Source organism: Microcystis sp. LE19-131.1A (genome assembly GCF_027532015.1).
In the GTDB taxonomy this organism is placed as follows: Bacteria; Cyanobacteriota; Cyanobacteriia; order Cyanobacteriales; family Microcystaceae; genus Microcystis; species Microcystis ichthyoblabe_A.
Map to the genome: position 1 here is coordinate 1 of NZ_JAPZSS010000123.1, position 23,453 is coordinate 23,453.

Sequence of the window (23,453 nt, forward strand, 5' to 3'; positions counted from 1 at the left end):
TTTTGAGAGAATCGTCGTTCAAAACCTTGCGTCTTCATCGGCCCGCGTCCTGTAGGGGCGAAGCATTCGGACAATAACCTATCGGTGAAAAGGTAGATTTTCTATCCGAATGCTTCGCCCGTACTTATTCAGCAAACCCTACTTAGGACTAGCTACCGTTGCCGTTGCCTGTTCCAGAGTTCCCTCAAACCAGAGACTTCCCAAATAATAAGGGTGTCCTAGTCCCAGCTAACACACCCGCAGAGATTATTTCTGGTGGCTTGGTTTTACCCCAAAAATCCACAGTTGTCCGACCCACCGCAGGGGAGGGACAGGGATAGATTAGGCAATCACCTGAATATTGCCTGCACCGAGAGTCCCTGCGTTAGGGCCAGCAATGTTTGCGATTGTAACCAGAGTACCAGGAAGACCAAGGTTTTGGTCAAATGATAAAACACCGCTACTATAGATAATTTTGGCAGTGCCATCTTCAGTTGCAGAGAATAGGCTAGGATCTAAAGTACCGCCAATGGTAGTCAGTCCGCCGAAACCACTGGAAGAAAGTACAATGACATCTGCACCACCAACACCAAAATCGGTGATGCTGTCAACGCCTTCGCTGGAATTGTTGTAAACAAACCGGTCAACACCACTACTACCAGTTAGGGTGTCGTTTCCGTCGCCACCGATTAGGGTATCGTTTTCCGAGCCACCATGTAGGCTATCGTTTCCCGTGCCACCAAGTAGGCTATCGTTTTCCGAGCCACCAAGTAGGGTGTCGTTTCCGTCGCCACCGATTAGGGTATCGTTTAACGAGCCACCATCTAGGCTATCGCTTCCCGATCCACCATCTAGGCTATCGTTTCCGGAGCCACCATTTAGGCTATCGTCTTCCGAGCCACCATCTAGGCTATCGTCTTCCGTGTCACCGATTAGGGTATCGTTTCCCGAGCCACCGATTAGGGTATCGTTTAACGAGCCACCATCTAGGCTATCGTTTCCCACGTCCCCATCTAGGCTATCGTTTCCCGATCCACCAAGTAGGGTGTCGTCTCCGTTGTCACCGTGTAGAGTATCCGCGCCGGCGTTACCAGTTAGGATATCGTTTAACGAGCCACCAAATATGGTATCCTCTGCATCGAAACCGCTTAGGGTATCGTTGAACGCACTGCCTACAATGTTATAGGAATCGGTGTCGAGGAGCAGCCATATCCGATTTTGTTGCGAACCCGACGCTAACTGCTTCCTGAAATTATCACCGCTTAGGACATAATTGCCGGCAGCCCCACCTTTAACAAAGGTAAAGCTATTTACTGGCAGCGCGGGAAAGGGCTGAGAAAAGCCTCCACCGAGCCTGGCAAGGGTTAAGTTAGCAAGAGGAGAGCCGGCTGTGGTTATTCTCCAAGCTGTATCGCCGCCGGGTAAAAGGCCCTGGGAAGTGAGATTATTGCTCGTAATGCCCGGAATGCCTGGTCCTGATACATGAATGAGGATATTATTAAAGGCGGGGGTGGTTAGGAAATCACGCACTGACTGAGTGACAGCAGGATCGAAACTAACACCACCAGTGAGGAGGGAGGAGAATGATGTGCTTATAGTGACCATGGTTTTTCCTTTGTAATGATATGTTTGAATGTGAAGAGTTTGATAGTCTTCCTCCCGATTATTATATACCGAGAAAAAAAATACAACCCTGTTTTCTAGGCTTGTTTCCTGTATTATTGCTAATGGTTAAGTTTTTATCAATTCTAGGTTAATTTTTGGCTGGGTATGATATAAATCACCCCAGAAATTAAAGTTAATGCTACCGATAGCCAAAAAGCCCCCTGAGCAATTAAATTATATTCAGAAGGCAAGGGAGCGATTAAGAGAGCGATAGCGATAATTTGGCTGACTGTTTTGCTTTTTCCCCACCAATTAGCCCCTTTTATGTCGCTATTTCCCGTTAAATTGGGATTAATGCGCCAACCAGCGATCGCTAATTCGCGAGCAAGAATCAAAAATACTCCCCAAGCGGCAATTACATCCATTTCAATGAGAGCTAAAAGAGGAGCGAGAACCAGTAATTTATCGACCAAAGGATCGAGAAATTTCCCTAATTCGGTGATTTGATCCAATTTTCGCGCTAGATAACCATCGAGCCAATCGGTACTGGCAGCAATCAGAAAGATAATTAAACTTAACCAGCGATCGATTTCTGTGCCTTGATGCAACCAGTATAAAATTAATGGCAGTCCCAAGAGTCGCGATAGGGTAATCGAGTTGGGTAGGTTCATTTTTCAGTGATCAGTAAACAGTAATCAGTGATCAGTAATCAAGCTCTCTTAGGTTTGGTGGGCAAAATGTATTCTAAGATACAGTCCTGCTGGCGAGCGAGTGGAAGGAACCACAAAGACACAAAGGACACAAAGATCGATCGATCATATAGTAAGTTAAACTTATCACACAGAACCTAGAAGAGCCGATAACTGATAACTGATTACTGATTTTAGCTGGCTAATTTGAGATCGAAATTACTTTGTTTATTGCCTAATTGCCTGAGCCAACGATAATTATAAGTTAAAGCACCCCAGCAGGTGGGATAAACGGCATAATTAACGCCAAATTCTTGGCAAACTTCCGCTAAAATTGGGGCAATTTTGGGGTAGTGAATATGACAAATTTGTGGGAAAAGATGATGAACAACTTGATAATTTAATCCCCCTAAATACCAATTTAAAAAGATATTTTTAGGGGCAAAATCTACGGTAGTTCGCACTTGAAAAATTGCCCATTCGTCTTCGATTTGATTAGCTGCCGAGGGTTGAATAAATTCGGCGGGTTCCAAAACGTGAGCTAACATAAATACATGACAGGCAAGCACTCCATAGGTCATAAAAACAATGAGAAAACCGATCGCTATTTCTAGGGGACTATAACCAACTAAGAGAGGAATGCCAATAAACCAAAAGAGATAAACAACTTTTCCGCTCAATAAAACAAATAGATCGATCGCTTTAGGATTGGGAATTTTAATCTCGCCAAAACGATGACGAAAGAGGATAGAGCGCACATCAGAGAATGACCAATAGATAGGAATTATGCCGTAGAGGATTGGGATAAATAAATGTTGATATCGATGATACCATTTATGCTCGGCATGGGGAGTCATTCGCACCACACCATCCCCGTGAATTTCCAGATCGTACCCTAAAACATTGGTGTAGGTATGATGGAGATAGTTATGACGAAAACGCCAGAGATAACTGGAAGCGCCGATGATATAATCGTAGGTCATGCCAAGGAGAGAATTAACCCATTTTTTACTAGAATAGCCGCCATGGTTGGCATCATGACCAATGCTAAAACCAATCCCTGCTAATCCTGCTCCTAAAACCAGACAACCGATGATTTTTAGCCACCAGATATCTGGACCAAAAAGCACAAATAACCAAGCGGCAATTACCCAAGTTAAAATCGTGATTGTCTTCAGGTACATGGCCAAATTATCTCTGGTGGGGATGCCGTTTTCAGTAAAATAAGCATCAACCCGTTTATTCAATTCCTTTCTAAAACCCTGATTTTCGGTAAAGGTTACTCGCATTCCTATTTTTGTCCTAGAAGTTGGTATGACGGCAATTTGTGGCAGCTCAGAGTTAATTTATGAGTCTTTGACTGGTTTGCTAAGGCTGTCTCACTACAACTGATAGTTTCTCATCAGTCTCTCATCTATTGTCAGAGAAAGAGGTGCGCTTGGCAAGGGAATCGCTCAATTTCTTTGCTACGCTTGCAAAAAATCCTCGGTTTTTACCTAATCAGATAGCAGATACCTGTAGCCGGTGATAGGGATGAGCATTAGGTACTTTTGTACTAGGGACTTGCGCTTTGATAATGTACCTTTTGGGCGAACGCAGCTCGCCCCTACATTGTGGACAAAATCCGTTACTGTAGGGGCGCAATGCTTGCGCCCTCCGATCGCTCAGGTTTGCTGATCACCTTAAGTAGGGGGAGAGCCTTCGAGGTGTTAGGGACTTGCGCTTTGATAATGTGCCATCTGGCTGGTCTGGTTCTTCTACAGAGCGATTTCTGGCTGGGATATTATTCCTACGCAAGTCCCTAAGTAGTCGTGCAAAATTAATTTCCTAGTGAAGATAGGCAAGAGGCAAGAGCGGGGTTAGATATGTGTAATTAATTTTGCTTGGGTACTTATTTTGGCTCTTCTAGGTTCTGTGTGATAAGTTTAACTTACATAGGGCTTGCTGAATAAATCTAAAAACCTTGTTGGATCAGACTTTTAGACTTTTTTTCCCTCAAAAAGTGCCAGCCGTTGCGGGGATCGGGGGGAAAATTCAGGTACTTTTTCCCTGAAAATTAGGTAACTGACTACCTCAAAATAGGTAAAACCCCACACCCCACACCCTGCCCCTAGGAAAAGCTTTTTGCCGCAAACCCTACATAGGATCGATCAATTTATTTCATCGAAAATATTGCCAGATAATTTAACCAACACCAATTAATGAACCCTGGAATATAACATCGTCGCTATTCTTGGATATATCAGCTAATTGACTAATATTTTCTAACTCAATTGCGGGAGCAGTTCGTTTAATTAAACCAGTTAAAACCTTACCTGGACCCACTTCGATCGCTTTCTTCACACCCACATCTGGCAATCTTAACATAATTTCTCGCCAGCGAACCGAGCTAGTCATCTGCCAGATCAGATATTTTTTTAATTCTTCCCCGTCCTGGGTAGGATTGCTGGGATCGACATTAGAAATCACAGGAACTTTTGCAGATCGAAAATTAACTAATTCTAAAATTTGCTGAAATTGAATGGCAGCATTTTCCATCAAGGGAGAGTGAAAAGCACCGGATACTTTTAACTGGATAACCCGCTTAACTTTCACTTGACCTAATACTAAATCCACCGCTTCAGGAGTCCCAGAAATCACCACTTGTTCAGCACTATTATCATTAGCAATAACTACATTTTCCGTCTGATTAACCACTGTTTCTAGACTGGTGCGATCAAATTTCATCAAGGCGGCCATTTTACCACCTTCGGCCGCATCCATCAAACGGGAACGGTTTTGAACTAGATTTAATCCTGTTTCAAAATTAAACACCCTGGCCGCATATAAAGCGGAATATTCACCGAGACTATGACCGGCAACTAGATCGGGAAAATGACCTTTTTCTTGCAACAAATCCGCTAAAATACTCTCCACCACAAATAAACAAGGTTGGGTATAAAGAGTACGAGATAGGGTTTCTTCATCCCCTTGACATTTTTCTAAAACCGACCAACCAAGGATTTTTGCTGCTCTTTCTAATCTCTCTTGGCCAAGTGCGCTTTCCGCTAAATCTCCAATCATTCCTAAAGCTTGCGATCCTTGTCCCGGGAATATCCACGCTGTTTTCATAGGTTCTTAAAATAGATAGATAGATGTGTTTTGGTCAGTTATCAGTTATCAGTTATCAGTTATCAGTTATCAGTTATCAGTTATCAGTTATCAGATGTGAGTTTTTAGTTTACTGTTTACTGTTTACTGTTTACTGTTTACTGGTTACTGGTTACTGGCTACTGGTTACTGAATTAATCTCCCCAACGGAAGATAATCCCACCCCAAGTTAAACCGGCACCAAAGCCAGAAGAAGCAATAATATCACCTTTTTTGACCTTACCACTCCTGACAGCTTCATCGAGGGCTAGAGGAATCGAGGCTGCGGAAGTGTTGCCATACTCGCTGAGATTGCTGATCACTTTTTCGGGAGGCAGTTTCAGGCGATCGCTCACCGCGTCCATAATTCTTTGGTTAGCTTGGTGCAGAACTAACCAATCGATGTCACTGGTGGTTAAATTAGCCCGATAGAGGGCTTTTTCGATGACCTCTGGCACTTTTGCCACAGCAAAACGATAGACTTCCCGTCCGTTCATCGTTAGAGGCTTATAGGTCCCTTTTTGAACCCTTACCCCCTCCTTAAGGGGCAATTCCTCCCCCTCGTAGGCGAGATTAAGAGAACCATTCTGGCTGCCGTCGCTATGGAGTTCAAAACCGAGAATGTTATCTTTTGTATCATTTGCTTGACAAACCACCGCCCCTGCCCCATCACCAAAAAGGACACAGGTAGCGCGATCGTTCCAATCCACCCAACGGGAGAGAACATCGGCCCCGATAACCAAGACATTGCGGTAAGTACCAGTACGGATAAACTGGGTGGCGGTGACTAATGCCACCAGAAAACCCGAACAGGCGGCGGTGAGATCAAAAGCGATCGCCCGATTGGCCCCGATCTGACTTTGAACCTGGGCCGCACTACCGAACAGATCATCGGGGGTAGAAGTAGCCAAAAGAATCAGATCGACCTCACTAGGGGACACCTGAGCCATTTCTAGAGCCTTAATCGCCGCTTGGGCCGCTAATTGGCTTAAAGACACCGATTGATCCGCTAAATGGCGTTTACCGATGCCGGTACGACTTTTAATCCACTCATCGGAAGTCTCGACAATTTGGCTGAGTTCTTCATTACTGAGAAATTGCCTTGGTGTGGCCGATCCACAACCAGTAATGACGACTGCTGCCCCGAATCCGTTCAAAATATTCCCCCTTTTTCAGTTATCAGTGATCAGTTATCAGTTATCAGTGGGAAGTGGGAAGTGGGAAGTGGGGAAGTGGGAAGAATAAATAAAAATAGTCTCCCGTCTCCCGTCTCGGAGTCTCCTGACCGCTTCAAGATGGCTGACGGCTTAATCTTCACCGTTCACCGACAACTTTTTTAATTGATGATGTCAGTTATCAGTGATCAGTGACCAGTTATCAGTTATCAGCTCACAGCTTAATCTTCACCGTTCACCGACAACTTTTTTAATTGATGATGGTGGTCATTGTAGGCTTGAATGCGCTCAGAAACGCGATTATCGACGGCATTTTTCGCCTGTCGGATGGCGTTAAAAATCGAAGGCGCTTGGGAACTGCCGTGACTGATCACGCAGACCCCATCGACTCCAAATAACAGCGCACCACCGTGTTCCGCGTGATCCATGCGTTGTTTAATCTGTTTAAGATTGGGTTTAATTAAAGCCGTCCCGACTTTACCCTGTATCCCCCTAGGTAATTCCTCTTTGAGAATTTGTAGGATAACTCCTCCCACCGCTTCGGCAAATTTTAACAGGACATTACCGACAAAACCATCGCAGACGATCACATCGAATCGTCCCGATAGCACATCCCGGCCCTCAGCATTGCCGATAAAGGGAATTTGCTGGTTATTTTCCAATAATTCGTAGGTTTTTAGGGCGAGATCGTTACCTTTGCTGGCTTCTTCGCCGATATTGAGTAAACCGACTTTCGGATCTTCAACTCCCATAACGTATTTACTGTAAATTGTCCCCATTAGGGCAAACTGCTCTAAATATTTGGGTTTACAGTCCACATTCGCCCCGACATCAAGGATAATCACCGATTTACCCGCCAACATCGTCGGCAGCACCGCACCGATCGCCGGGCGATCGATTCCTTTTAAACGACCTAAACGCAGTAACGCCGCCGCCATGGCTGCCCCAGAGTGACCGGCGGCCACCACCGCATCGGCGCGATTTTGTTTGACTAAATCCATGGCCACATTAATCGAGGCCGCTGGTTTGCGACGGATAGCGGTGATCGGCTCTTCGTCCATAGCCACCACTTCCTCCGCGTGGACGATCGTGAGATTCTTGGGACGGGGATGATGCTGGAAATAAGCCTCAATCCGTTCAGAATCGCCGACTAATAATACTTCTACATCTAATTCTTCGGAAGCTCGCATCGATCCCGCGATAATCTCGTTGGGAGCGTAGTCACCTCCCATCGCATCTACCGCGATTCTTGCCCGATTTAATGCCGTTTCTGCCATTGAGTCAGTGGGATAGAAATCTTTAATAAGTTGAGCGGCAGCTCTTGACAAAAGCTGGCCGATCGAGGATTAGTGTTTTCTGATCGAGCAATTGTTAAAAATTACCAATCATTTCTATACAATAAGGCATCATTGCGATTAAGGAAAAGATGTTCTCAGTTTTTAATTTGGCAGTTTTCGGCTTTCTCTTGGGTTGGCTGGGGGGGCAATCCCAACCTATCGCCAATATTCCCCTAATTTCTTGGCAAAATCAGCCTATTTTTGACCTTCCCACCGCTCCCGATCCCCGGGTGGCGGCGATCGTGGCCGATTATTTGCAAGACTTGACTAAAAAAGGTTTAAACTCTCGTCAACAACGGGTCTTAATTGAGACGGAATGGGCTGATTTAGCCGATCATCAGGGTAATCTACCCGCTTCGGGGGCTTCATTGACTAAAATCGCCACTACTCTCGCCGCCGTGGAAACTTGGTCTCTCGATCATCGTTTTGCTACTCGTTTTTACAGCACGGGAGAGGTAAAAAACGGGGTGTTAGAGGGAGATTTAATTATTGAAGGGGAAGGGGATCCGCTTTTTGTCTGGGAAGAAGCGATCGCAGTGGGCAATGGCCTCGATCAATTAGGCATCCGTCAGGTCAAAGGCGATCTGATCATTACGGGTCAATTCGCCATGAATTTTCAAACCGATCCCCTCAAAGCGGGAGAATTGCTAAAAATTGGGCTTGATCAATCGAAATGGTCAAAAGAAACCCAAAAAGCTTTTCAGAGTCTTCCTGTCGGCACACAAGCCCCACAGGTGAAGATTTTGGGCATGGTTCGAGCCAGTCAAATTCACCCCGAAAATGCCCGATTATTATTGCGTCATCAGTCCTTAACTTTAACGGAACTGTTGCGTCAAATGAATATTTATAGTAACAACGTCATGTCAGAAATGTTAGCGGAGCTGCTCGGTGGCCCGGCGGCAGTGGACGCAATTAATACTAAAATTACTGGGGTAGGAGCGGAAGAAATTCAATTAATTAATGGTTCGGGATTGGGTGTAGAAAATCGCTTGTCTCCCCGGGCAGTTATTGAGATTCTGAAAGCATTGGATCGCAAGTTAGCCAATCAACCGATCAAAGTCGCTGATTTATTTCCGGTGGGGGGACGTGATACCAAAGGAACTATGCAGTGGCGGGCCATTCCTAAAGGAGTGATGATTAAAACTGGAACTTTAGCCCAAGTTAGCGCCTTAGCTGGAGAAATTCCCACCCAAGAAAGGGGTAAAGTTTGGTTTGTAATTATGAATGCCGGTAGTAGCAATATCGAGGGATTCAGAAATCAGCAGGATCGGGTGTTACAAGCTTTAGATCAACACTGGCAAATTCTCCCAGAAGCGACTCAAGGATCGATTCCTGCAAGGGCCTTTCTAGGTGATCCCAGTCGAATAAGTCAAGGTTTCTAGAATTGATTGGCTAAGAGGTTATGGTGATGAGCGAATCTGATCGAAGGGAGGGCGTACACTATGGGTTCTCACCAATCATACTGGCTGCAATGTAGGGGCGCAAAGCTTGCGCCCAAGCCGAATTTTTAAGGATAAAAACACATTTGCGGTAAACCAAGGGATTCTTCCCAACCCATCATGAGATTGAGACATTGTACCGCTTGTCCCGATTGTCCCTTAACTAAATTATCGATCGCTGACATCACTATCACTCGATCGGTTCTCGGATCCACTTCAATACCGAGATAACATAAATTAGTACCACAGGCCCACTTAGTTTGTGGATAGACTCCCCCTGGTAGGATTTTGACAAAGGGAGAAGTGCGATAAAAAGCATTGTAGATAGTGATTAAATCATCCCGCACCAGATTGGGATCCCGCAATGTTGCATAGACTGTGGACAGGATGCCCCGAACCATGGGCATTAAATGGGGAGTAAACTGGACGCGCACCTCATGACCGGCTAAATCGCTGCAAATCTGCTCAATTTCGGGAGTATGACGGTGTTTTCCCGCTACATTATAAGCCCCGATCGAATTATCTGCTTCTGCCAATAACATATTAATCTTAGCTTGTCTTCCCCCTCCCGAAGTTCCCGATTTAGCATCGATAATCGTGGTTTCCGGGAGAATTAAACCCTGTTTTAACAGGGGAGAAATCGCCATTAAACTAGCAGTAGGATAACATCCGGGGCAACCGATCAAAGAGGCATTTTTAATCTCTTCCCGATAAAGTTCTGGCAAACCGTACACAGCCGTAGATGCGATCGCTTGATCCTGACGTTCCTTGCCATACCATTTACTATAGGTTTCTAGGCTAGTAAAACGATAATCTGCCGACAGATCCAAAACTTTACACCCTTTAGCGATCAAAGGAGGGGCTAAATCACAGGCTAAACCATTGGGTAAACCTAAGAAAACCACTTGACAACGGGAGGCAATTATCTCCAAATCGATCGCCTCCACATTAAGATTAATGCTATGACCGAGATGGGGATATAAATCACTGTAGGGTTTTCCGGCGCTACTATCGCCCCCCAGATAGGCTAATTCTACGAAGGGATGTTCTTTGAGCAAACGTACCAACTGTACGCCACCATATCCGGAAGCGCCGACAATACCCACTGAAACCTTCTGTTCTTGCGTCATTTCCCTTATTCCTAAAAATTCTTATCGTTAAGATAACGCTTTAGTAGGGAGCATCTCACCTTTGTAACCCCTAAATCAGGTTTTTATGTCAAGCTATTTTGAAAGCCTTGCTAGAAAACAGTTTTAGGGATAAGTATAATTACTTACTTGCATAAATGAGATGCTCCCCTTTAGTATGGCTGAATTTTAGCCTAACCGGCAGGATTTAAATCAAAAAACTTCCTTTAAAAACCTAGTATCTCGGCCGGGTTGTCCATAAACCGTCAATTTCTTTTGATCAATAGGCAGTTATCTTAATGATGAGGTACAAGGTTTTCCTTTTATGATGCCAAATTAAGTTAAATTTCATCCTTAGGAGAAAGGCTGTAATTCAATCCCCCATATTTAAAATTTTGAGCGCACTGTAAATTCATAATCTCCTCCCGGTTCTAATTGATAATCGTAGCGTTCTAAAAACCGATTCAAGGGTTCAAAAATCAAAGCCCTACCTAGGGAAGGTTGTACTAATAACTTGCCTTGAAGAAAATGCCACTGAAAACGCCATTGATATTGTTCCGTCCGCACTTCTCCCTCTAATTTCCCCGTTTGCCAAGATTGCTTAATTATCCGCACATAAGCCGTGCTTTCTGGTCGATTGCCGCCACTCACCTGAACCCTACCTATAGATTAAATATCAAACATTAAGATAGCGAATTAATCCTTGTTTGTCATTACTTCAGCCAATTTTCTCGACGCTATTCCGGGGAAGTGACTTCATTAACCTTAGAAACCAAGACATTTAATTGAAAAGGTCGCCCCATTTCCTTAGTAATAAATTCTTCCAACAATTCTACCTGTCTGGGGGTAATACTTTCCGCAGTTCTTACGACTAATCTCACCCGGGGAGGCTGCTTGAGCCAATTAATCGAAGATTCCAATAATTCTGCCCGTTGAAAAGTAATCGTTCGTTGTAATAAAGCTTTTTTGATCAGCCTTTCTAAGCGAGCTTGATTAGCCAGAGTTGCAAAACTTATTCCTAAGGGAATTAGCAAAACCGCTGTCAGGATAGAAGTCAAAATTAGAGCGTTACGCGCCCGATGAAAACTAGAATAACCTGCCAGCAAAAAGACCAACAAACAGGCGAGAGCAATGCCTAATAAATTGGTAATATATAACAGAGTCGCCCCCAAACTTAGGATCCAATTGCCTTGGGATAATCCTAAACCAATCGTGCAAACTGGTGGCATTAAAGCCACGGCAATCGCTGTTCCCGCTAAAGTACCTGAAATTTTCGGTTCTATTTTGGCATAACCACTGATTGCCCCTGCCGTAATTGCCACTCCTAAATCTAAAAGATTCGGTTGAGAACGGGCTTGAATTTCACTACCAAATTCAGAAATTCCGATTAATAATCCTAGCAACCAAGCTATCGCTAAAGCGATAATCGTACCGACTAAAATCGCCAGGGCTGACTTACGAATTAATCGCCAACTACCAATTAAACCACCAAAAGCCAGACTACGAATCGGCAACATCAAAGGGGCAATAATCATCGCTCCAATAATCACGGCTGCACTATTGGCAACTAAGCCCAAGGTAGCGATCGCACAAGAACTAACAATCAAAGCTAGATAGGGAAAATCGAGGGACGCTTCTAACCATAAATCGCGCCACATAGCCCGCGATTGTTGCCAGGTCAAGGGTTTTCTTGAGAACCACGAGTGGGGCCGTTCTTTTCTCGTCATTGTGCTGAGGAAGATGGACTTTTATTTTACCGAAATAACACGGGAGCATGAAAGCCATTGTCTTTTTAAGCAATGGATGAAATGCGACTTTTCTAGAGAAAGATAGACCCTCTCTCACTAGCCGAGAAATCCTTTGTCGATAGGGAAGATATAGGAAAAGAACAATTAGCGATCTTTGAAAAGAGGGCGAACGAGGGGACTCGAACCCCCGAGTGGTGGAACCACAATCCACTGCCTTAACCACTTGGCTACGCTCGCCGTACACTTTTTCAAGTATAACACAAGACGAATGGTTGACAAGAGGTTTTTTATCCTAATTCAGGCTATGGTTAGGGTAAGTGAGTGATGATTTGAGAGCTTATGAAATTGGCGCGGTTAGGGGGAATGGTGTTAGGAGTGGTTTTAGGGGTAATTGCGGGTATATTGCTGACAACTAACCCTAATCGTCAAGATTACGAACAATACGCTTCCCAGAGGTTAACTAGCTATCTTAAGGATAATGTCTGCGCTCGGGCGCAAGCTTCCCCCGAGGTGCAAGCTCTCTTACGGGGTTACTGTAAAATGTTGGTGGATACGGGTCATCCTTTTTTACAAGAAGCGATCGCCACTAACACCACTAGAAAGAATTTTCTCATTTTCAGCGTTTATCAAACGGAATTATCGTTCCCTCCCCCTTTACCTAGTTATCAATTCAGCAGCGTCGGTTTTTTGAATAAATTATACATCTACGAAGCTTTAGAACTGTAGTCAGATAATTGAAATTTTCTGAGAGTAAATCCTGATGGTAGTGATTTTATTGTAGCTCAGTGATTGGGATTTCCTCCATTTACGGAAAAAAGCAGACTTTGCCATTCCAAAAGTACAGGAGTCGGGATAGTGAGAGCGCGGGGATTGTCTAGGGGTAGGGAAAGCTCGATCGCTTCGGTAACGGGTAGCTGCGTTAAGATATCCTGCATCTTGTATTGACCAACGTTAGCTGCGGGTGATTCTTGGGCAAAAGCATCCTCAGCCGCTAAAATTTGACCTTTAGCAGTGGTTATCGTTAATCTTTCCGGGTGAAGGAACTCAATCCCCTCTGGAAATCCCACCAAGCGCAAACTAATTTCTACCGTTTCCCCATCTTTAACTCGTTTGAATAACACCACCTGCCAAGGACTACCGACATCATCGCGCAAACTATGACGGGATTGATACAACAGCTGCCCCGGTCCTTCTAGCTGTTGTCGAGTTAGAGCTAGTGCGGACAAGGAAAAATCGATTTCAAGGCTGATAAATAGCAAAAAACTGACGAGAACACAAAATAATAACAGGAATCGTTTCATAAATTTATTGACATTATCTAAAAAATGTGATATGAGCTTCGGCACTTGAGCCAAATTAATATAATTATATCACTATATAGTTAATTATTCAAAAAAAAGCTGCTGTCAAGGGGAGTGGATCGGCTTTTTTCCGCAAAGACATTGTATGATTGATTAGATAAATTGATGGTTGCAAGTAACTTCGAGATGGCTAACAAACCCGATGAATTTGCCAGAACAGAAATCAGCGATAGTCTGAAAGAGGAAGCAGAGCAAGAAATCCGCGAAAAACAGAAAATAGTTGATTACGACACAAAGGAATATCCTGTGGAGGTTTTAGTTCAAAAATATAAAGATGGTTTAGAGGAAGACATCAATGAACTTTATATACCAGATTACCAAAGAGAGATGATCTGGCCAGAAGCTCACCAGTCGAAGTTCATTGAATCAATTTTTTTAGGACTACCCATACCCTATATTTTTGTGGCAGATTTACGCAAGGACGAGGAAGAAGATTTAGGGAGGTTGGAAGTTATTGACGGAACTCAACGCATTCGGACTTTAAGTAGATTTCTCAATGATGAGCTAGAATTATGTGAATTAAAAAAGTTAAAAACATTAAATGGGTTTAAGTTTAGTGATTTACCATTAGGGAGACAAAGGCGCTTCAATCGTTCTACTATTCGCATGATAGTGCTTACAGAAAAAGCCGATGAAGAAGTACGCAGAGACCTGTTTGAACGTATCAATACAGGTAGTATCCCCTTAAATGATATGGAAAAACGGAGAGGTATATCTCCTGGCCCCCTAGTTAATTTAGTAGCAGAACTTGCTCAAGAAGAAAAATTTATCAAACTTTGTCCCTTATCGGAAGCGTCTCGTCGCCAAAGAGAACCAGAAGAATTTATATTACGTTTCTTTGCCTATTTGGACAATTATAAAAATTTTGGTAAAAGGGTCAATGAATTTTTAGATGAATATCTGGAGGAACATAATACAAATAATCTTGATCAAGAGAAGTTTCGTGAGCAATTTTTAATCATGTTAGATTTTGTGGAGAAATATTTTCCCAATGGATTTTCTAAAGCAAAAGGCCATGTTAGGACTCCCAGAATTCGCTTTGAAGCCATTTCCGTGGGGGTTGCCTTAGCCTTAAAAGAAAATCCCCAATTGGTTCCCAATTCAATCGATTGGTTAGACTCAAAAGAATTTAAGGAATATACTACTTCTGATGCCAGTAATTCTCGACCTAAAGTAATTCGTCGTATAGAATACGTTCGTGATCATCTTTTGAATTAACTATGCAAACAGTTTTGATCGATTTTCAAGAACGGGTAGAAGAAATTAATAGATATTTCGCATTTTTAGAAAAATTAGAACAGGAAACCCTGCAATTATCGGTATTAAAAGATGATGGACAAAGGGAAAATATCCCCCTAGACTCCCAATTAATTAAAACCCTTAAAGCCAATAGTTTTTTACTACTCTATAATCTGGTTGAATCAAGTATGAGAAATGCAGTTACCGCAATTTTTGATGAACTCAAAAATAAAAAAGTTTCCTATAATTCGGTAAGGATTGAAATTAAAAAAATTGTTATTCAAAATTTTAGAAAACGCTCCCCAGACAAGATTCACTCTAAAATCAAAGATATTTCTACTGATATTATTGCAGCTGGATTTCAAAGTCAGGAATTATTCTCTGGTAATATCGATCGAGATGAAGTTAGCAAAACTGCGAAAAATTTTGGATTCTCTTTTGATACTGAATATAACAAGACCAAACATGGGGAAAGCTTGTATATAATCATGAATAAACGTAACGATTTAGCTCATGGAAATAAATCGTTTGCTGAAATTGGTAAAGATATTACTGTGGAGGAGTTGCTAAAAATTAAGGAGGAAGTAACTGCTTATCTGGAACAAATATTAAACAACATTAACCAATATATTACTGGACAAGATTATTTAGATAAATCTCAGATTAATGATCGATAAATATCTGGATATGATTTAAGATACTCAAAGCAATAACTTCAGCTAACTTAACGGGGACAGCATTACCAATCAAGCGACCAATCCGGTCAAAAACTACCGGTTCATCAGGAGATAAAAATTGATAATTTTGAGGAAAAGTTTGTAATAAAGCCGCTTCCCGTAAAGAAATAGCTCGATCTTGCTCTGGATGTCCAAATCGACCATTACCATAGCCGAAAAATTGCGTTGTAATTGTTGGACTTGGTTGATCCCATTCCATACGACCATAGACACTAGGATAGGTTTTACCACTATTTTTTAAATGACAACTGGCAATTAATTCTTCTGGCCAATCACTCCAAGTACCCCCCGGTTTGGAAACTCGAATACGACGTAAATTTAGTGCAGATAAATTACTGCATTGGTGCAGAGGATCAAAATCAGATTTTTGTCCTGCTTGCAATGGTTGAAGATGAGCGATAGTTGTGCGGACTGTTGCATACATTTCTGGGCTATGAGTGGCAGGAAGTAGATTAATGCTACCAAAGCGTGAAGCCAATAAAACCAAGCGTTTTCTGGTTTGAGGTATGCCATAATCCAGACAATTGACCCTAGAGGATTCAATAGTATAATTTAAGCTAATTAATTTCTGAATAAACTCCTCAAAAACTGAAGTATTCTGTAATTGTGGAACATTTTCCATAGAAACAATATCCGGTTGACAATCTTGCACCAAACGAGCAAAATCTTGGAGAAGTTTCCATTTCATATCACGATGCTGGTAACGTCTTGAATAAGTAGAAAAAGGTTGACAAGGGGCGCAACCAGCTAAAATTTTCACTTTGCTGCCGTAAAAATGACTTGCTAAATCATCGCCGCTAACATCCTCGATATTTTTTAAAATAAACTGGGCGTTGTTATTATGTTCGTAGGGAAATTGACAAGCTGGGTCGATATCATAACCCGCTTTAACGATTAGTCTAGCTTTCTCAAAACCATGGGTTAGCCCCCCAGCCCCACAAAATAGATCCACTGTAGAGATATGGTCAATCAATGACAAGTTTTATATCCTCCGCTCAAAGACAGGAACAACCTTTGATCCTAGCCCATCGATCGAAAAACTACTATGGGGTCCACCGGTAGCAACAAGGTGAACAGTCACAGAACTTAACGGCCTATGATTAAAGAGACGAGGAATCAGAACCCGAAATAAATCCTCGCTCCGCCATTGCCTTGATTCTCCCTGATAATTATGGGACTTTTTGCCCTTCACCAAAACCTCCGTCAGTGGTTTAAATCCCAACACTTCGGACGTAGCGCCACCGATAGTCGTTATGCTTTACTGGTTGCCTGTTTCATCGGAATTCTCTCCGCCCTTGCCGCTATTATCCTGAAATTGGGCATCGGTTGGTTAGGTGGTTGGCGGGTGCATCTAGTAGCCAATTCCTCTCCTTTCCTAGTTTTGCCCCTCGGCGGTTTTCTGCTTGGTTATAGCGCCGGCTGGATTGTGGAACACTTCTCCCCCGCAGCCGCCGGGGGGGGTATTCCCCAAGTAAAAGCAGCCCTAGCTAAATACCCTTTGCCCCTGTCTTGGCGCGTCGCCGTCGTAAAAATGATCGGGGCGATCCTGATCCTTGGCGGTGGTTTAACCCTTGGTCGTCGGGCCCCCACGGTACACATCGGGGCAGCCCTGGCGGCCCAATTAAGCGTCTGGCTGCCCACCAGTCCCGATCACCGTCGTCAGATGATCGCAGCCGGGGCAGCCGCCGGGTTAGCGGCCGGTTTTACTACTCCCATCGCCGGAGTCCTCTTTGTGATCGAGGAATTAATGCGCGATGTTTCCAGTATGACCCTAGAAACGGCGATCGTGGCTTCCTTTACCGGGGCCGTGGTTTCGATGATGCTGCAGAATACCCCCTCGATCATCACTGAATATGCCAATATTAGCTTCTCTGCCCAAGAAATACCCATTTATTGCCTTTTGGGGGTTTTAGCGGGCTTATTGGGGGCTTTATTCAATCAAGGCATCCTTTTTTGTAGCCAGATGCAGCGGCGTTGGCGGTTATCTTTAGCTTGGCGCATCGGTCTGGTCAGTTGCTTATCGGGAACGGTAGTGGCTTTTTTACCCGACTTTTTTCGAGATAATACGGGTTTACGCGAATTTTTGCTGGCAGGGGAATTAAGTTGGCAGAATACCGCCCTCGCTTTTGTGGTCTATTTTTTCCTGACGATGATTTCCTATAGTTCTGGCGCACCGGGAGGACTGCTCGCCCCTGCTTTGGTGTTGGGCTCCTGTTTGGGGTTTCTGGTGGGGGGAATCGAGACGAAAATTATGGGTTTCGGCAGCGAACCTAGTTATGCTTTAGCCGGTATGGGGGCCTTTTTTACGGGAGTAGTCAGGGTTCCGGTAACGGCGATCGTGATTGTCTTTGAACTGCATCACAATTTTAATGTTGTGCTGCCCCTGATGTTGACCTGTGCCGTTTCTTATATCACTGCCGAAAGCATTCTACCCGGTTCTCTCTATCAGCATTTACTTTCCGCTAGTGGTATTATTCTCAACGAGGAAACCCCTGCTAATGATGTGTTGGCCCATCTGTCGGCTATAGATGTGATGCAATCGCAGGTGGAAATTCTGCCGGCGGATTTACCCCTAGGGGAAGTGGTGAAAATTATGTCTCGTTCCCATCATCGCGGTTTTCCCGTGGTGGAACAGGGGCGACTATTGGGGATTTTTACCCAAAGTGATCTGGATAAATGGCGATCAAAAAACAGTCAAACTGTCCTGCGGGAGATCATGACTCCCAATCCGATTACTGTAGCTCCCCAAGCAGCTTTAAGCGATGTTTTATTTCTGTTAAATCGCTATCAGCTTTCCCGTTTACCCGTTACCGATGGTCAAAAACTGGTGGGGATCATCACCCGCACCGATATTATCCGGGTGGAAGCCGATCAATTGGGGGGGGTTTGTCAACTGCCTCAACCCACTACCCCTTCCTATGTGGTTTATCAAACTCGTTCTCCGGCTGTGGGAATAGGCCGGATTTTGTTACCTATTGCCAATCCTGACACCGCTACCGCTTTGTTTAAAATTGCCGCTGCTGTCGCCCGTGAACGCAATTATGAGATAGATTGTCTCTATGTGATTACTGTACCTCGTCTTAGTTCTCCGGCGGAAGTCCGGGTAGATACGCGGGAAGGACGCAAATTACTTCATCGTCTAGAAAGATTAGCGCGACAGCAGAATATCTCTGTTCATACACAAATTTCGGTGGCTCAGGATATCGCCGAAGGGATTTTGGCCACGATTCGCGAACGACACAGCAATTTATTAATTATGGGTTGGACGGGGGAAAGATCCACCACTGGGGCGATTTTTGGGTTTTTAGTCGATACTTTGATCGCCCAAGCTCCCTGTGAAACCATCTTGGTAAAATTGGGTACAAAGGATTGTTTTCCCAATGATCCTAACCGGGAAAGGATTTGGCTGATTCCCACCGCCGGCGGTCCCAATGCCGAACGCGCCTTAGCATTATTGCCTAGTTTGCTGTCCTTGTCCGAGTCCTCGGATTATCCCAAACTTTGGTTATGTAAAATCTATTCTCCGACGGAGTTACTGCCAGATCTGTCTATTTTGGAAGTTTTACAAGCATCTTTACAGAAAGCGATCGCACAGCCGATTGTGCCTTTACCGATTCCTTCGGCCTCTCCAGCCGAGGCAATAATTAATCTGGTAGAATCGGAAGACTGTTCTTTGGTGCTTTTGGGTGCATCTAGAGAAAGTTTGCTCAATCAGTTATTAAATGGCAATATCCCCTCGACGATTGCCCGTGCGGTTAATTGCACTGTGATTCTCGTGCGAGGGGAATTATCAGATTAGGTTATTAGCTAGGCGGAAGCTAAAGTTAAACCGAAGGGTACGGTATTGTCAATTTTCGCCCCTTGACTTTCCCCTAGGGAATGGGGGTAGAATATTTCCCCCTCTAGTTGACCATCGGAGTCATCGTCATCCCCATCGCTGATATAAAGGCGTTCACAGGGGATATTATCGGAAAGGATGGCACTGGCCATCATCCCGGTATGAATCTCTAAGAAAGCATCCGCTAGGGTCTCAAATACTAAACGCTGCCCGGGGAAAACCACCCTTTCAAAATACCAGTTAGCAATATTGGTGATGCGAACAATTTGAATATGATTGGTCGCATTGACATAGCAACAAAGAATACTATTTTTCTTGCCGTTGGGGAGGGGATCGAGAATCTGTGCCATAGCAATTGAGGTGATCTTAAAGTGGATTTGTCATCGCTCCTTCACCCTAACATCCTTTGATCCCCGATAGTTGTAAAGATGATTACATTACTCGGATAAAAATCTACCGATAGCTTTTTCTGGTGATAGAAAGCGGTTTTTATTAAAAAATCATTAAATTTAACTAATGCCTAGTTTTGGCTATTTGTCAAGGGGGAAACTACGCTTTTTTGCTGTTTTTCTCAATTTTTTGCCCAGCTATTTAGGATCTGCTGAAAAAGGTTTTCGTGGGGTGTGGGGTGTGGGGTTTTTCAGGGAAAAAGTACCTGAATTTTCCCCCTGCTCACTCCCAGCTCTGGTATTTTTTGATTGACAAAAAGTCTAAAATTCTTACCCAACAAGGTTTTTAGATTTATTCAGCCGGCCCTAAGTATGCGCTCTCTGATTCTATCTTTTCGTCCCTGTTCGGTAACAATATCAACTACATTGTCAAGTTCACTACCGTTTAGCGGACTAAGCTGCACTGAATTTAAACTGCGTATTGAAAATTTAGTACAAATGCTCTAACTGCCTCTCCCTGCTCATAGACAGTCTTAACGAGTAATTTAGATAGTCAACAGCTTACCACCTAAACTCGGTAGCTGGAAAAAGGTTAATTGTCTCAGTTGCTGATTTTAGCCTCTAGATTAATCATCGAGAATTGAGCAAGCGATCGCATTTATGATCTGATTTTAATTTATTGAGGGTCAGTAAGAATAGCGATAATTGACATTTCTTAAGACCTTATCTCCGACCACTGATAATTAATATTAAGATAAAAAAAAACTTTCTAAAATCTGCTTAGATAAAGATAAATAGCTGGTTATAATTAAATTAAAAATGGATTTTAGGTTCGATCCCCCCTGCCCCCCTTGATAAGGGGGGTGCCGATAGGCGGGGGGATCTGAAAGTTTTCAATACCTACCTACTTAAATATTGACATTTGCCGTTAAATTAGTCAGCAATCTGCTTAGATAAAGATAAATAGCTGGTTATAATTAAATTAAAAATGGATTTTAGGTTCGATCCCCCCTGCCCCCCTTGATAAGGGGGGTTCCGATAGGCGGGGGGATCTGAAAGTTTTCAATACCTACCTACTTAAATATTGACATTTGCTGTTAAATTAGTCAGCTTATCGCGCCAAATTTGCTAACCATGCCTTCCAGCAATCAAACCCCAGAAAACCAATCGCGTGAACTGATTGACGAACAATTGCGTCAAGCGGGATGGTCTGTCCAAGATAAAAAAGAAATCAACTTCAATACCAGTTTGGGAGTGGCTATCAGGGAATATCCAACCGATAGCGGATTCGCTGATTATGTCCTGTTTGTGGATAGAGAACCCGTCGGTATTATTGAGGCCAAACGAGAGGAAAAAGGCTTGTACTTAACGGTGGCGGAGGAACAATCAAACAAATACGCTAATAGTAAGCTGAAATATATCAATAACCGGCCCCTTAACTTTATTTACGAAAGCACAGGCAAGCTGACGCGCTTTACCAATCGCCGCGACCCGAAACCTCGTTCCCGTCTTGTTTTTTCCTTTCACCGACCGGAAACCCTGCAAGAATGGCAAGATAAACCCAAAAGCTTGCGGGATAAACTGCAAGATATTCCCACCCTTGAGCCGAATGGACTAAGAGAATGTCAAATTAAAGCTATTACCAACTTAGAAGCCTCCTTTAAGCGAAATTTTCCCCGGGCCTTGCTGCAGATGGCCACGGGAAGCGGCAAAACCTTCACCGCTATTACCGCTATTTATCGCCTCCTAAAGTTTGCCGATGCCAAACGGGTGTTATTTCTAGTCGATACCAAAAACTTAGGAGAACAAGCTGAACAGGGGTTTATGAGTTTTGTTCCTAATGATGATAACCGAAAATTTACCGAACTTTACAACGTTCAGCGATTATCCTCCAGTTATCTGGCCAAAGATGCTCAGGTCTGCATCTCAACCATTCAAAGACTGTATTCTATCCTTAAAGGGGAAAGTCTCGATGAGGCTGCCGAACAAACCAACCCGAATGAATTAGTACAAGGGAAACAACCCGTCCCCGTGGTCTATAATCCGAAAGTTCCTCTTGAATTCTTCGATTTTATCGTCATCGATGAGTGTCATCGCTCGATTTACAACGTTTGGCAACAGGTTTTATTATATTTCGACGCTTTTCTGATTGGTTTAACCGCCACTCCCGACGTGCGGACATTTGCCTTTTTCCATGAAAATGTAGTTAGTGAATACAGCTACAAACAAGCGGTAATGGACGGCGTAAACGTAGATTATCAAGTCTATACTATTGAAACGGAGATAACCAAGAATGGCGGGCGTATTCTCAGGGAATACATCGAAAAAAGGGAAAAATTAACCCGTGAAAAACGCTGGGTACAACCAGATGAGGATATTGTCTATACCGGCAAGCAACTTGACCGAGATGTGGTCAATCCCAGCCAAATACGCCAAATTATCCGCACCTTTCGCGATAAACTGCCAGAATTATTTCCCCATCGCCAAGAAGTCCCGAAAACCCTGATTTTTGCCAAGGATGACAGCCATGCTGACGATATTATTCAGATAGTCCGGGAAGAATTTAGCGAAGGGAACGATTTCTGCAAAAAAGTTACCTATAAATCGCCAGAAGACCCGAAATCCGTGCTTTCTCAGTTCAGAAATGAGTTTAATCCCCGTATCACCGTCACAGTCGATATGATTGCCACGGGAACCGATATTAAACCCCTTGAGTGTTTAATCTTTATGCGGGATGTCAAATCTCGAAACTACTACGAACAGATGAAAGGACGAGGTACACGCACCCTTGACCATGATGGTCTCAAAAAAGTCTCTCAATCGGCCCTTTCTGCCAAAACTCACTTTATTATCATCGATGCTGTCGGTGTGGAACAATCAGCCAAAACCGATAGCCGGCCTCTAGAAAGAAAATCCAGTGTCCCTTTTAAAGACCTGATGATGGGCATTATGATGGGAACAGACGATAGCGATGCCTATATCTCCCTAGCCTGTCGTTTTGCGCGATTAGAACGACAAATCACGCCAAAAGAAGCTGAAAAGATAAAAGAAATCACCGGAGGGGCAACTTTGGGAGATATGGCCAAAGCCCTGCTTAATGCCACAGACCCCGATAATATTGAGGATAGGGCCAAAGAAACCTATCAAACCACAAATCCGACCCCAGAACAGTTAAAAGCGGCGGAAAAAGCCCTTACTCGTGCGGCTGCCGGCTATTTGACTGGGGAATTGAGTCATTACCTTGAGAATGTGCGGAAAGTACACGAACAGTACATAGATACTCAGAATCTGGATAGGGTGACATTCTCAGGATGGAGTGAAGCGCAACGGATAGACAATCAAGCCCTAATAAATGACTTTACAGCCTTTATTGAGGCAAATAAGGACGAAATCACCGCCCTGCGTATCCTCTATAACCTGCCCTATCAACAGCGTCCCGTCACCTATAAAATGGTCAAGGAGGTCTTAGATATTCTCAAAAAAGACCGCCCCAACCTAGCGCCGGTGAGGGTATGGGCAGCCTAGGGACTTCCAGAGAATAAAATACCCAACAAAAAAATAGAAAAGTGTTTTTTTGAAAAAGTAATTATTTTTGTCTAGGAAAACAAAGAGTCTCCCATTACAACCTATTTTTCCGAAAAAAAAATAGCAGCATAAACTT

General features: G+C 43.6%; 18 protein-coding genes and 1 tRNA gene. 6 read left to right on the plus strand and 13 right to left on the minus strand.

Features of this window, described 5'->3' with window-relative positions; all coding sequences use genetic code 11:
• Positions 1-321 precede the first annotated feature (321 nt).
• From O9323_RS10660 to plsX, 6 genes are all read right to left on the minus strand, one after another.
• Positions 322-1,584 (minus strand): calcium-binding protein, encoded by a 1,263-nt coding sequence (locus O9323_RS10660; protein WP_288125079.1) that lies wholly within the window; start codon positions 1,582-1,584, stop codon positions 322-324.
• Positions 1,585-1,727: 143 nt separating this feature from the next.
• Positions 1,728-2,255, minus strand: a complete 528-nt coding sequence (gene pgsA / locus O9323_RS10665; RefSeq protein ID WP_024969774.1) for a CDP-diacylglycerol--glycerol-3-phosphate 3-phosphatidyltransferase — start codon at positions 2,253-2,255, stop codon at positions 1,728-1,730.
• A 212-nt stretch (positions 2,256-2,467) separates the two neighbouring features.
• Positions 2,468-3,562, minus strand: coding sequence for a fatty acid desaturase family protein (locus tag O9323_RS10670; protein ID WP_149107137.1), 1,095 nt, complete (start codon positions 3,560-3,562; stop codon positions 2,468-2,470).
• Positions 3,563-4,457: 895 nt separating this feature from the next.
• Positions 4,458-5,384 (minus strand): ACP S-malonyltransferase, encoded by a 927-nt coding sequence (gene fabD / locus O9323_RS10675; RefSeq protein ID WP_288125080.1) that lies wholly within the window; start codon positions 5,382-5,384, stop codon positions 4,458-4,460.
• Positions 5,385-5,557: 173 nt separating this feature from the next.
• Positions 5,558-6,559 carry a beta-ketoacyl-ACP synthase 3 gene (locus tag O9323_RS10680; RefSeq protein WP_288125081.1) on the minus strand — a complete coding sequence of 334 codons (1,002 nt, stop codon included), beginning with the start codon at positions 6,557-6,559 and terminating at the stop codon, positions 5,558-5,560.
• A gap of 239 nt (positions 6,560-6,798) precedes the next feature.
• Positions 6,799-7,854, minus strand: coding sequence for a phosphate acyltransferase PlsX (gene plsX / locus O9323_RS10685; protein ID WP_004157969.1), 1,056 nt, complete (start codon positions 7,852-7,854; stop codon positions 6,799-6,801).
• 149 nt (positions 7,855-8,003) lie between these two features.
• Here plsX and O9323_RS10690 point away from each other — a divergent pair, with 149 nt between their 5' ends.
• Positions 8,004-9,296, plus strand: coding sequence for a D-alanyl-D-alanine carboxypeptidase (locus O9323_RS10690; protein ID WP_004157972.1), 1,293 nt, complete (start codon positions 8,004-8,006; stop codon positions 9,294-9,296).
• A 125-nt stretch (positions 9,297-9,421) separates the two neighbouring features.
• Here O9323_RS10690 and argC read toward each other — a convergent pair whose 3' ends face one another.
• From argC to O9323_RS10710, 4 genes are all read right to left on the minus strand, one after another.
• The gene (gene argC, locus O9323_RS10695) at positions 9,422-10,483 is read right to left on the minus strand and encodes an N-acetyl-gamma-glutamyl-phosphate reductase (protein WP_016516407.1); all 1,062 of its coding nucleotides are present in this window, start codon (positions 10,481-10,483) and stop codon (positions 9,422-9,424) included.
• 384 nt (positions 10,484-10,867) lie between these two features.
• Positions 10,868-11,131 carry a DUF3146 family protein gene (locus O9323_RS10700; RefSeq protein WP_002733391.1) on the minus strand — a complete coding sequence of 88 codons (264 nt, stop codon included), beginning with the start codon at positions 11,129-11,131 and terminating at the stop codon, positions 10,868-10,870.
• Between the two features lie 86 nt (positions 11,132-11,217).
• A complete protein-coding gene (locus O9323_RS10705) occupies positions 11,218-12,207 on the minus strand; it encodes a DUF389 domain-containing protein (protein WP_149107685.1) in 990 nt (329 codons plus the stop codon).
• Between the two features lie 185 nt (positions 12,208-12,392).
• Positions 12,393-12,465: transfer RNA gene (locus O9323_RS10710), tRNA-His, on the minus strand.
• 102 nt (positions 12,466-12,567) lie between these two features.
• Between O9323_RS10710 and O9323_RS10715 the strand changes: the two genes are divergently transcribed.
• Positions 12,568-12,954, plus strand: a complete 387-nt coding sequence (locus O9323_RS10715; protein WP_002793455.1) for a DUF4359 domain-containing protein — start codon at positions 12,568-12,570, stop codon at positions 12,952-12,954.
• A 56-nt stretch (positions 12,955-13,010) separates the two neighbouring features.
• On the opposite strand, the gene O9323_RS10720 is transcribed toward O9323_RS10715, so the two are convergent.
• Positions 13,011-13,529, minus strand: a complete 519-nt coding sequence (locus O9323_RS10720; RefSeq protein WP_288125082.1) for a DUF3122 domain-containing protein — start codon at positions 13,527-13,529, stop codon at positions 13,011-13,013.
• Positions 13,530-13,715: 186 nt separating this feature from the next.
• Here O9323_RS10720 and O9323_RS10725 point away from each other — a divergent pair, with 186 nt between their 5' ends.
• Positions 13,716-14,807: a DUF262 domain-containing protein gene (locus O9323_RS10725; protein ID WP_036386693.1), complete on the plus strand. Its 1,092-nt coding sequence runs from the start codon at positions 13,716-13,718 to the stop codon at positions 14,805-14,807.
• 2 nt (positions 14,808-14,809) lie between these two features.
• Positions 14,810-15,505 carry an MAE_28990/MAE_18760 family HEPN-like nuclease gene (locus O9323_RS10730; protein ID WP_288125083.1) on the plus strand — a complete coding sequence of 232 codons (696 nt, stop codon included), beginning with the start codon at positions 14,810-14,812 and terminating at the stop codon, positions 15,503-15,505.
• Here the strand turns inward: O9323_RS10730 and O9323_RS10735 are convergent.
• Positions 15,492-16,544 carry a DNA cytosine methyltransferase gene (locus tag O9323_RS10735; protein ID WP_288125084.1) on the minus strand — a complete coding sequence of 351 codons (1,053 nt, stop codon included), beginning with the start codon at positions 16,542-16,544 and terminating at the stop codon, positions 15,492-15,494. The two genes, O9323_RS10730 and O9323_RS10735, sit on opposite strands and share 14 nt — an antisense overlap.
• Positions 16,545-16,736: 192 nt before the next feature.
• Between O9323_RS10735 and O9323_RS10740 the strand changes: the two genes are divergently transcribed.
• Positions 16,737-19,364 (plus strand): chloride channel protein, encoded by a 2,628-nt coding sequence (locus O9323_RS10740; RefSeq protein ID WP_288125085.1) that lies wholly within the window; start codon positions 16,737-16,739, stop codon positions 19,362-19,364.
• Between the two features lie 8 nt (positions 19,365-19,372).
• Here the strand turns inward: O9323_RS10740 and O9323_RS10745 are convergent, their stop codons facing one another.
• Complete coding sequence (locus tag O9323_RS10745) at positions 19,373-19,753, minus strand: DUF1830 domain-containing protein (protein ID WP_002733612.1); 381 nt, start codon at positions 19,751-19,753, stop codon at positions 19,373-19,375.
• Positions 19,754-20,926: 1,173 nt separating this feature from the next.
• On the opposite strand from O9323_RS10745, the gene O9323_RS10750 reads away from it, so the two are divergent.
• Positions 20,927-23,317 carry a type I restriction endonuclease subunit R gene (locus O9323_RS10750; RefSeq protein ID WP_288125086.1) on the plus strand — a complete coding sequence of 797 codons (2,391 nt, stop codon included), beginning with the start codon at positions 20,927-20,929 and terminating at the stop codon, positions 23,315-23,317.
• The last annotated feature ends 136 nt before the right edge of the window (positions 23,318-23,453 follow it).

Excerpts from the sequence above, each read along its gene's own strand:
- O9323_RS10730 (WP_288125083.1), top strand. The coding sequence starts at position 14,810 with ATGCAAACAGTTTTGATCGATTTTCAAGAACGGGTAGAAGAAATTAAT.
- O9323_RS10660 (WP_288125079.1), bottom strand. The coding sequence starts at position 1,584 with ATGGTCACTATAAGCACATCATTCTCCTCCCTCCTCACTGGTGGTGTT.
- O9323_RS10750 (WP_288125086.1), top strand. The coding sequence starts at position 20,927 with ATGCCTTCCAGCAATCAAACCCCAGAAAACCAATCGCGTGAACTGATT.
- O9323_RS10720 (WP_288125082.1), bottom strand. The coding sequence starts at position 13,529 with ATGAAACGATTCCTGTTATTATTTTGTGTTCTCGTCAGTTTTTTGCTA.
- O9323_RS10715 (WP_002793455.1), top strand. The coding sequence starts at position 12,568 with ATGAAATTGGCGCGGTTAGGGGGAATGGTGTTAGGAGTGGTTTTAGGG.
- O9323_RS10745 (WP_002733612.1), bottom strand. The coding sequence starts at position 19,753 with ATGGCACAGATTCTCGATCCCCTCCCCAACGGCAAGAAAAATAGTATT.
- O9323_RS10670 (WP_149107137.1), bottom strand. The coding sequence starts at position 3,562 with ATGCGAGTAACCTTTACCGAAAATCAGGGTTTTAGAAAGGAATTGAAT.
- O9323_RS10690 (WP_004157972.1), top strand. The coding sequence starts at position 8,004 with ATGTTCTCAGTTTTTAATTTGGCAGTTTTCGGCTTTCTCTTGGGTTGG.
- argC (WP_016516407.1), bottom strand. The coding sequence starts at position 10,483 with ATGACGCAAGAACAGAAGGTTTCAGTGGGTATTGTCGGCGCTTCCGGA.
- O9323_RS10705 (WP_149107685.1), bottom strand. The coding sequence starts at position 12,207 with ATGACGAGAAAAGAACGGCCCCACTCGTGGTTCTCAAGAAAACCCTTG.
- plsX (WP_004157969.1), bottom strand. The coding sequence starts at position 7,854 with ATGGCAGAAACGGCATTAAATCGGGCAAGAATCGCGGTAGATGCGATG.
- O9323_RS10740 (WP_288125085.1), top strand. The coding sequence starts at position 16,737 with ATGGGACTTTTTGCCCTTCACCAAAACCTCCGTCAGTGGTTTAAATCC.
- O9323_RS10725 (WP_036386693.1), top strand. The coding sequence starts at position 13,716 with ATGGCTAACAAACCCGATGAATTTGCCAGAACAGAAATCAGCGATAGT.
- fabD (WP_288125080.1), bottom strand. The coding sequence starts at position 5,384 with ATGAAAACAGCGTGGATATTCCCGGGACAAGGATCGCAAGCTTTAGGA.
- pgsA (WP_024969774.1), bottom strand. The coding sequence starts at position 2,255 with ATGAACCTACCCAACTCGATTACCCTATCGCGACTCTTGGGACTGCCA.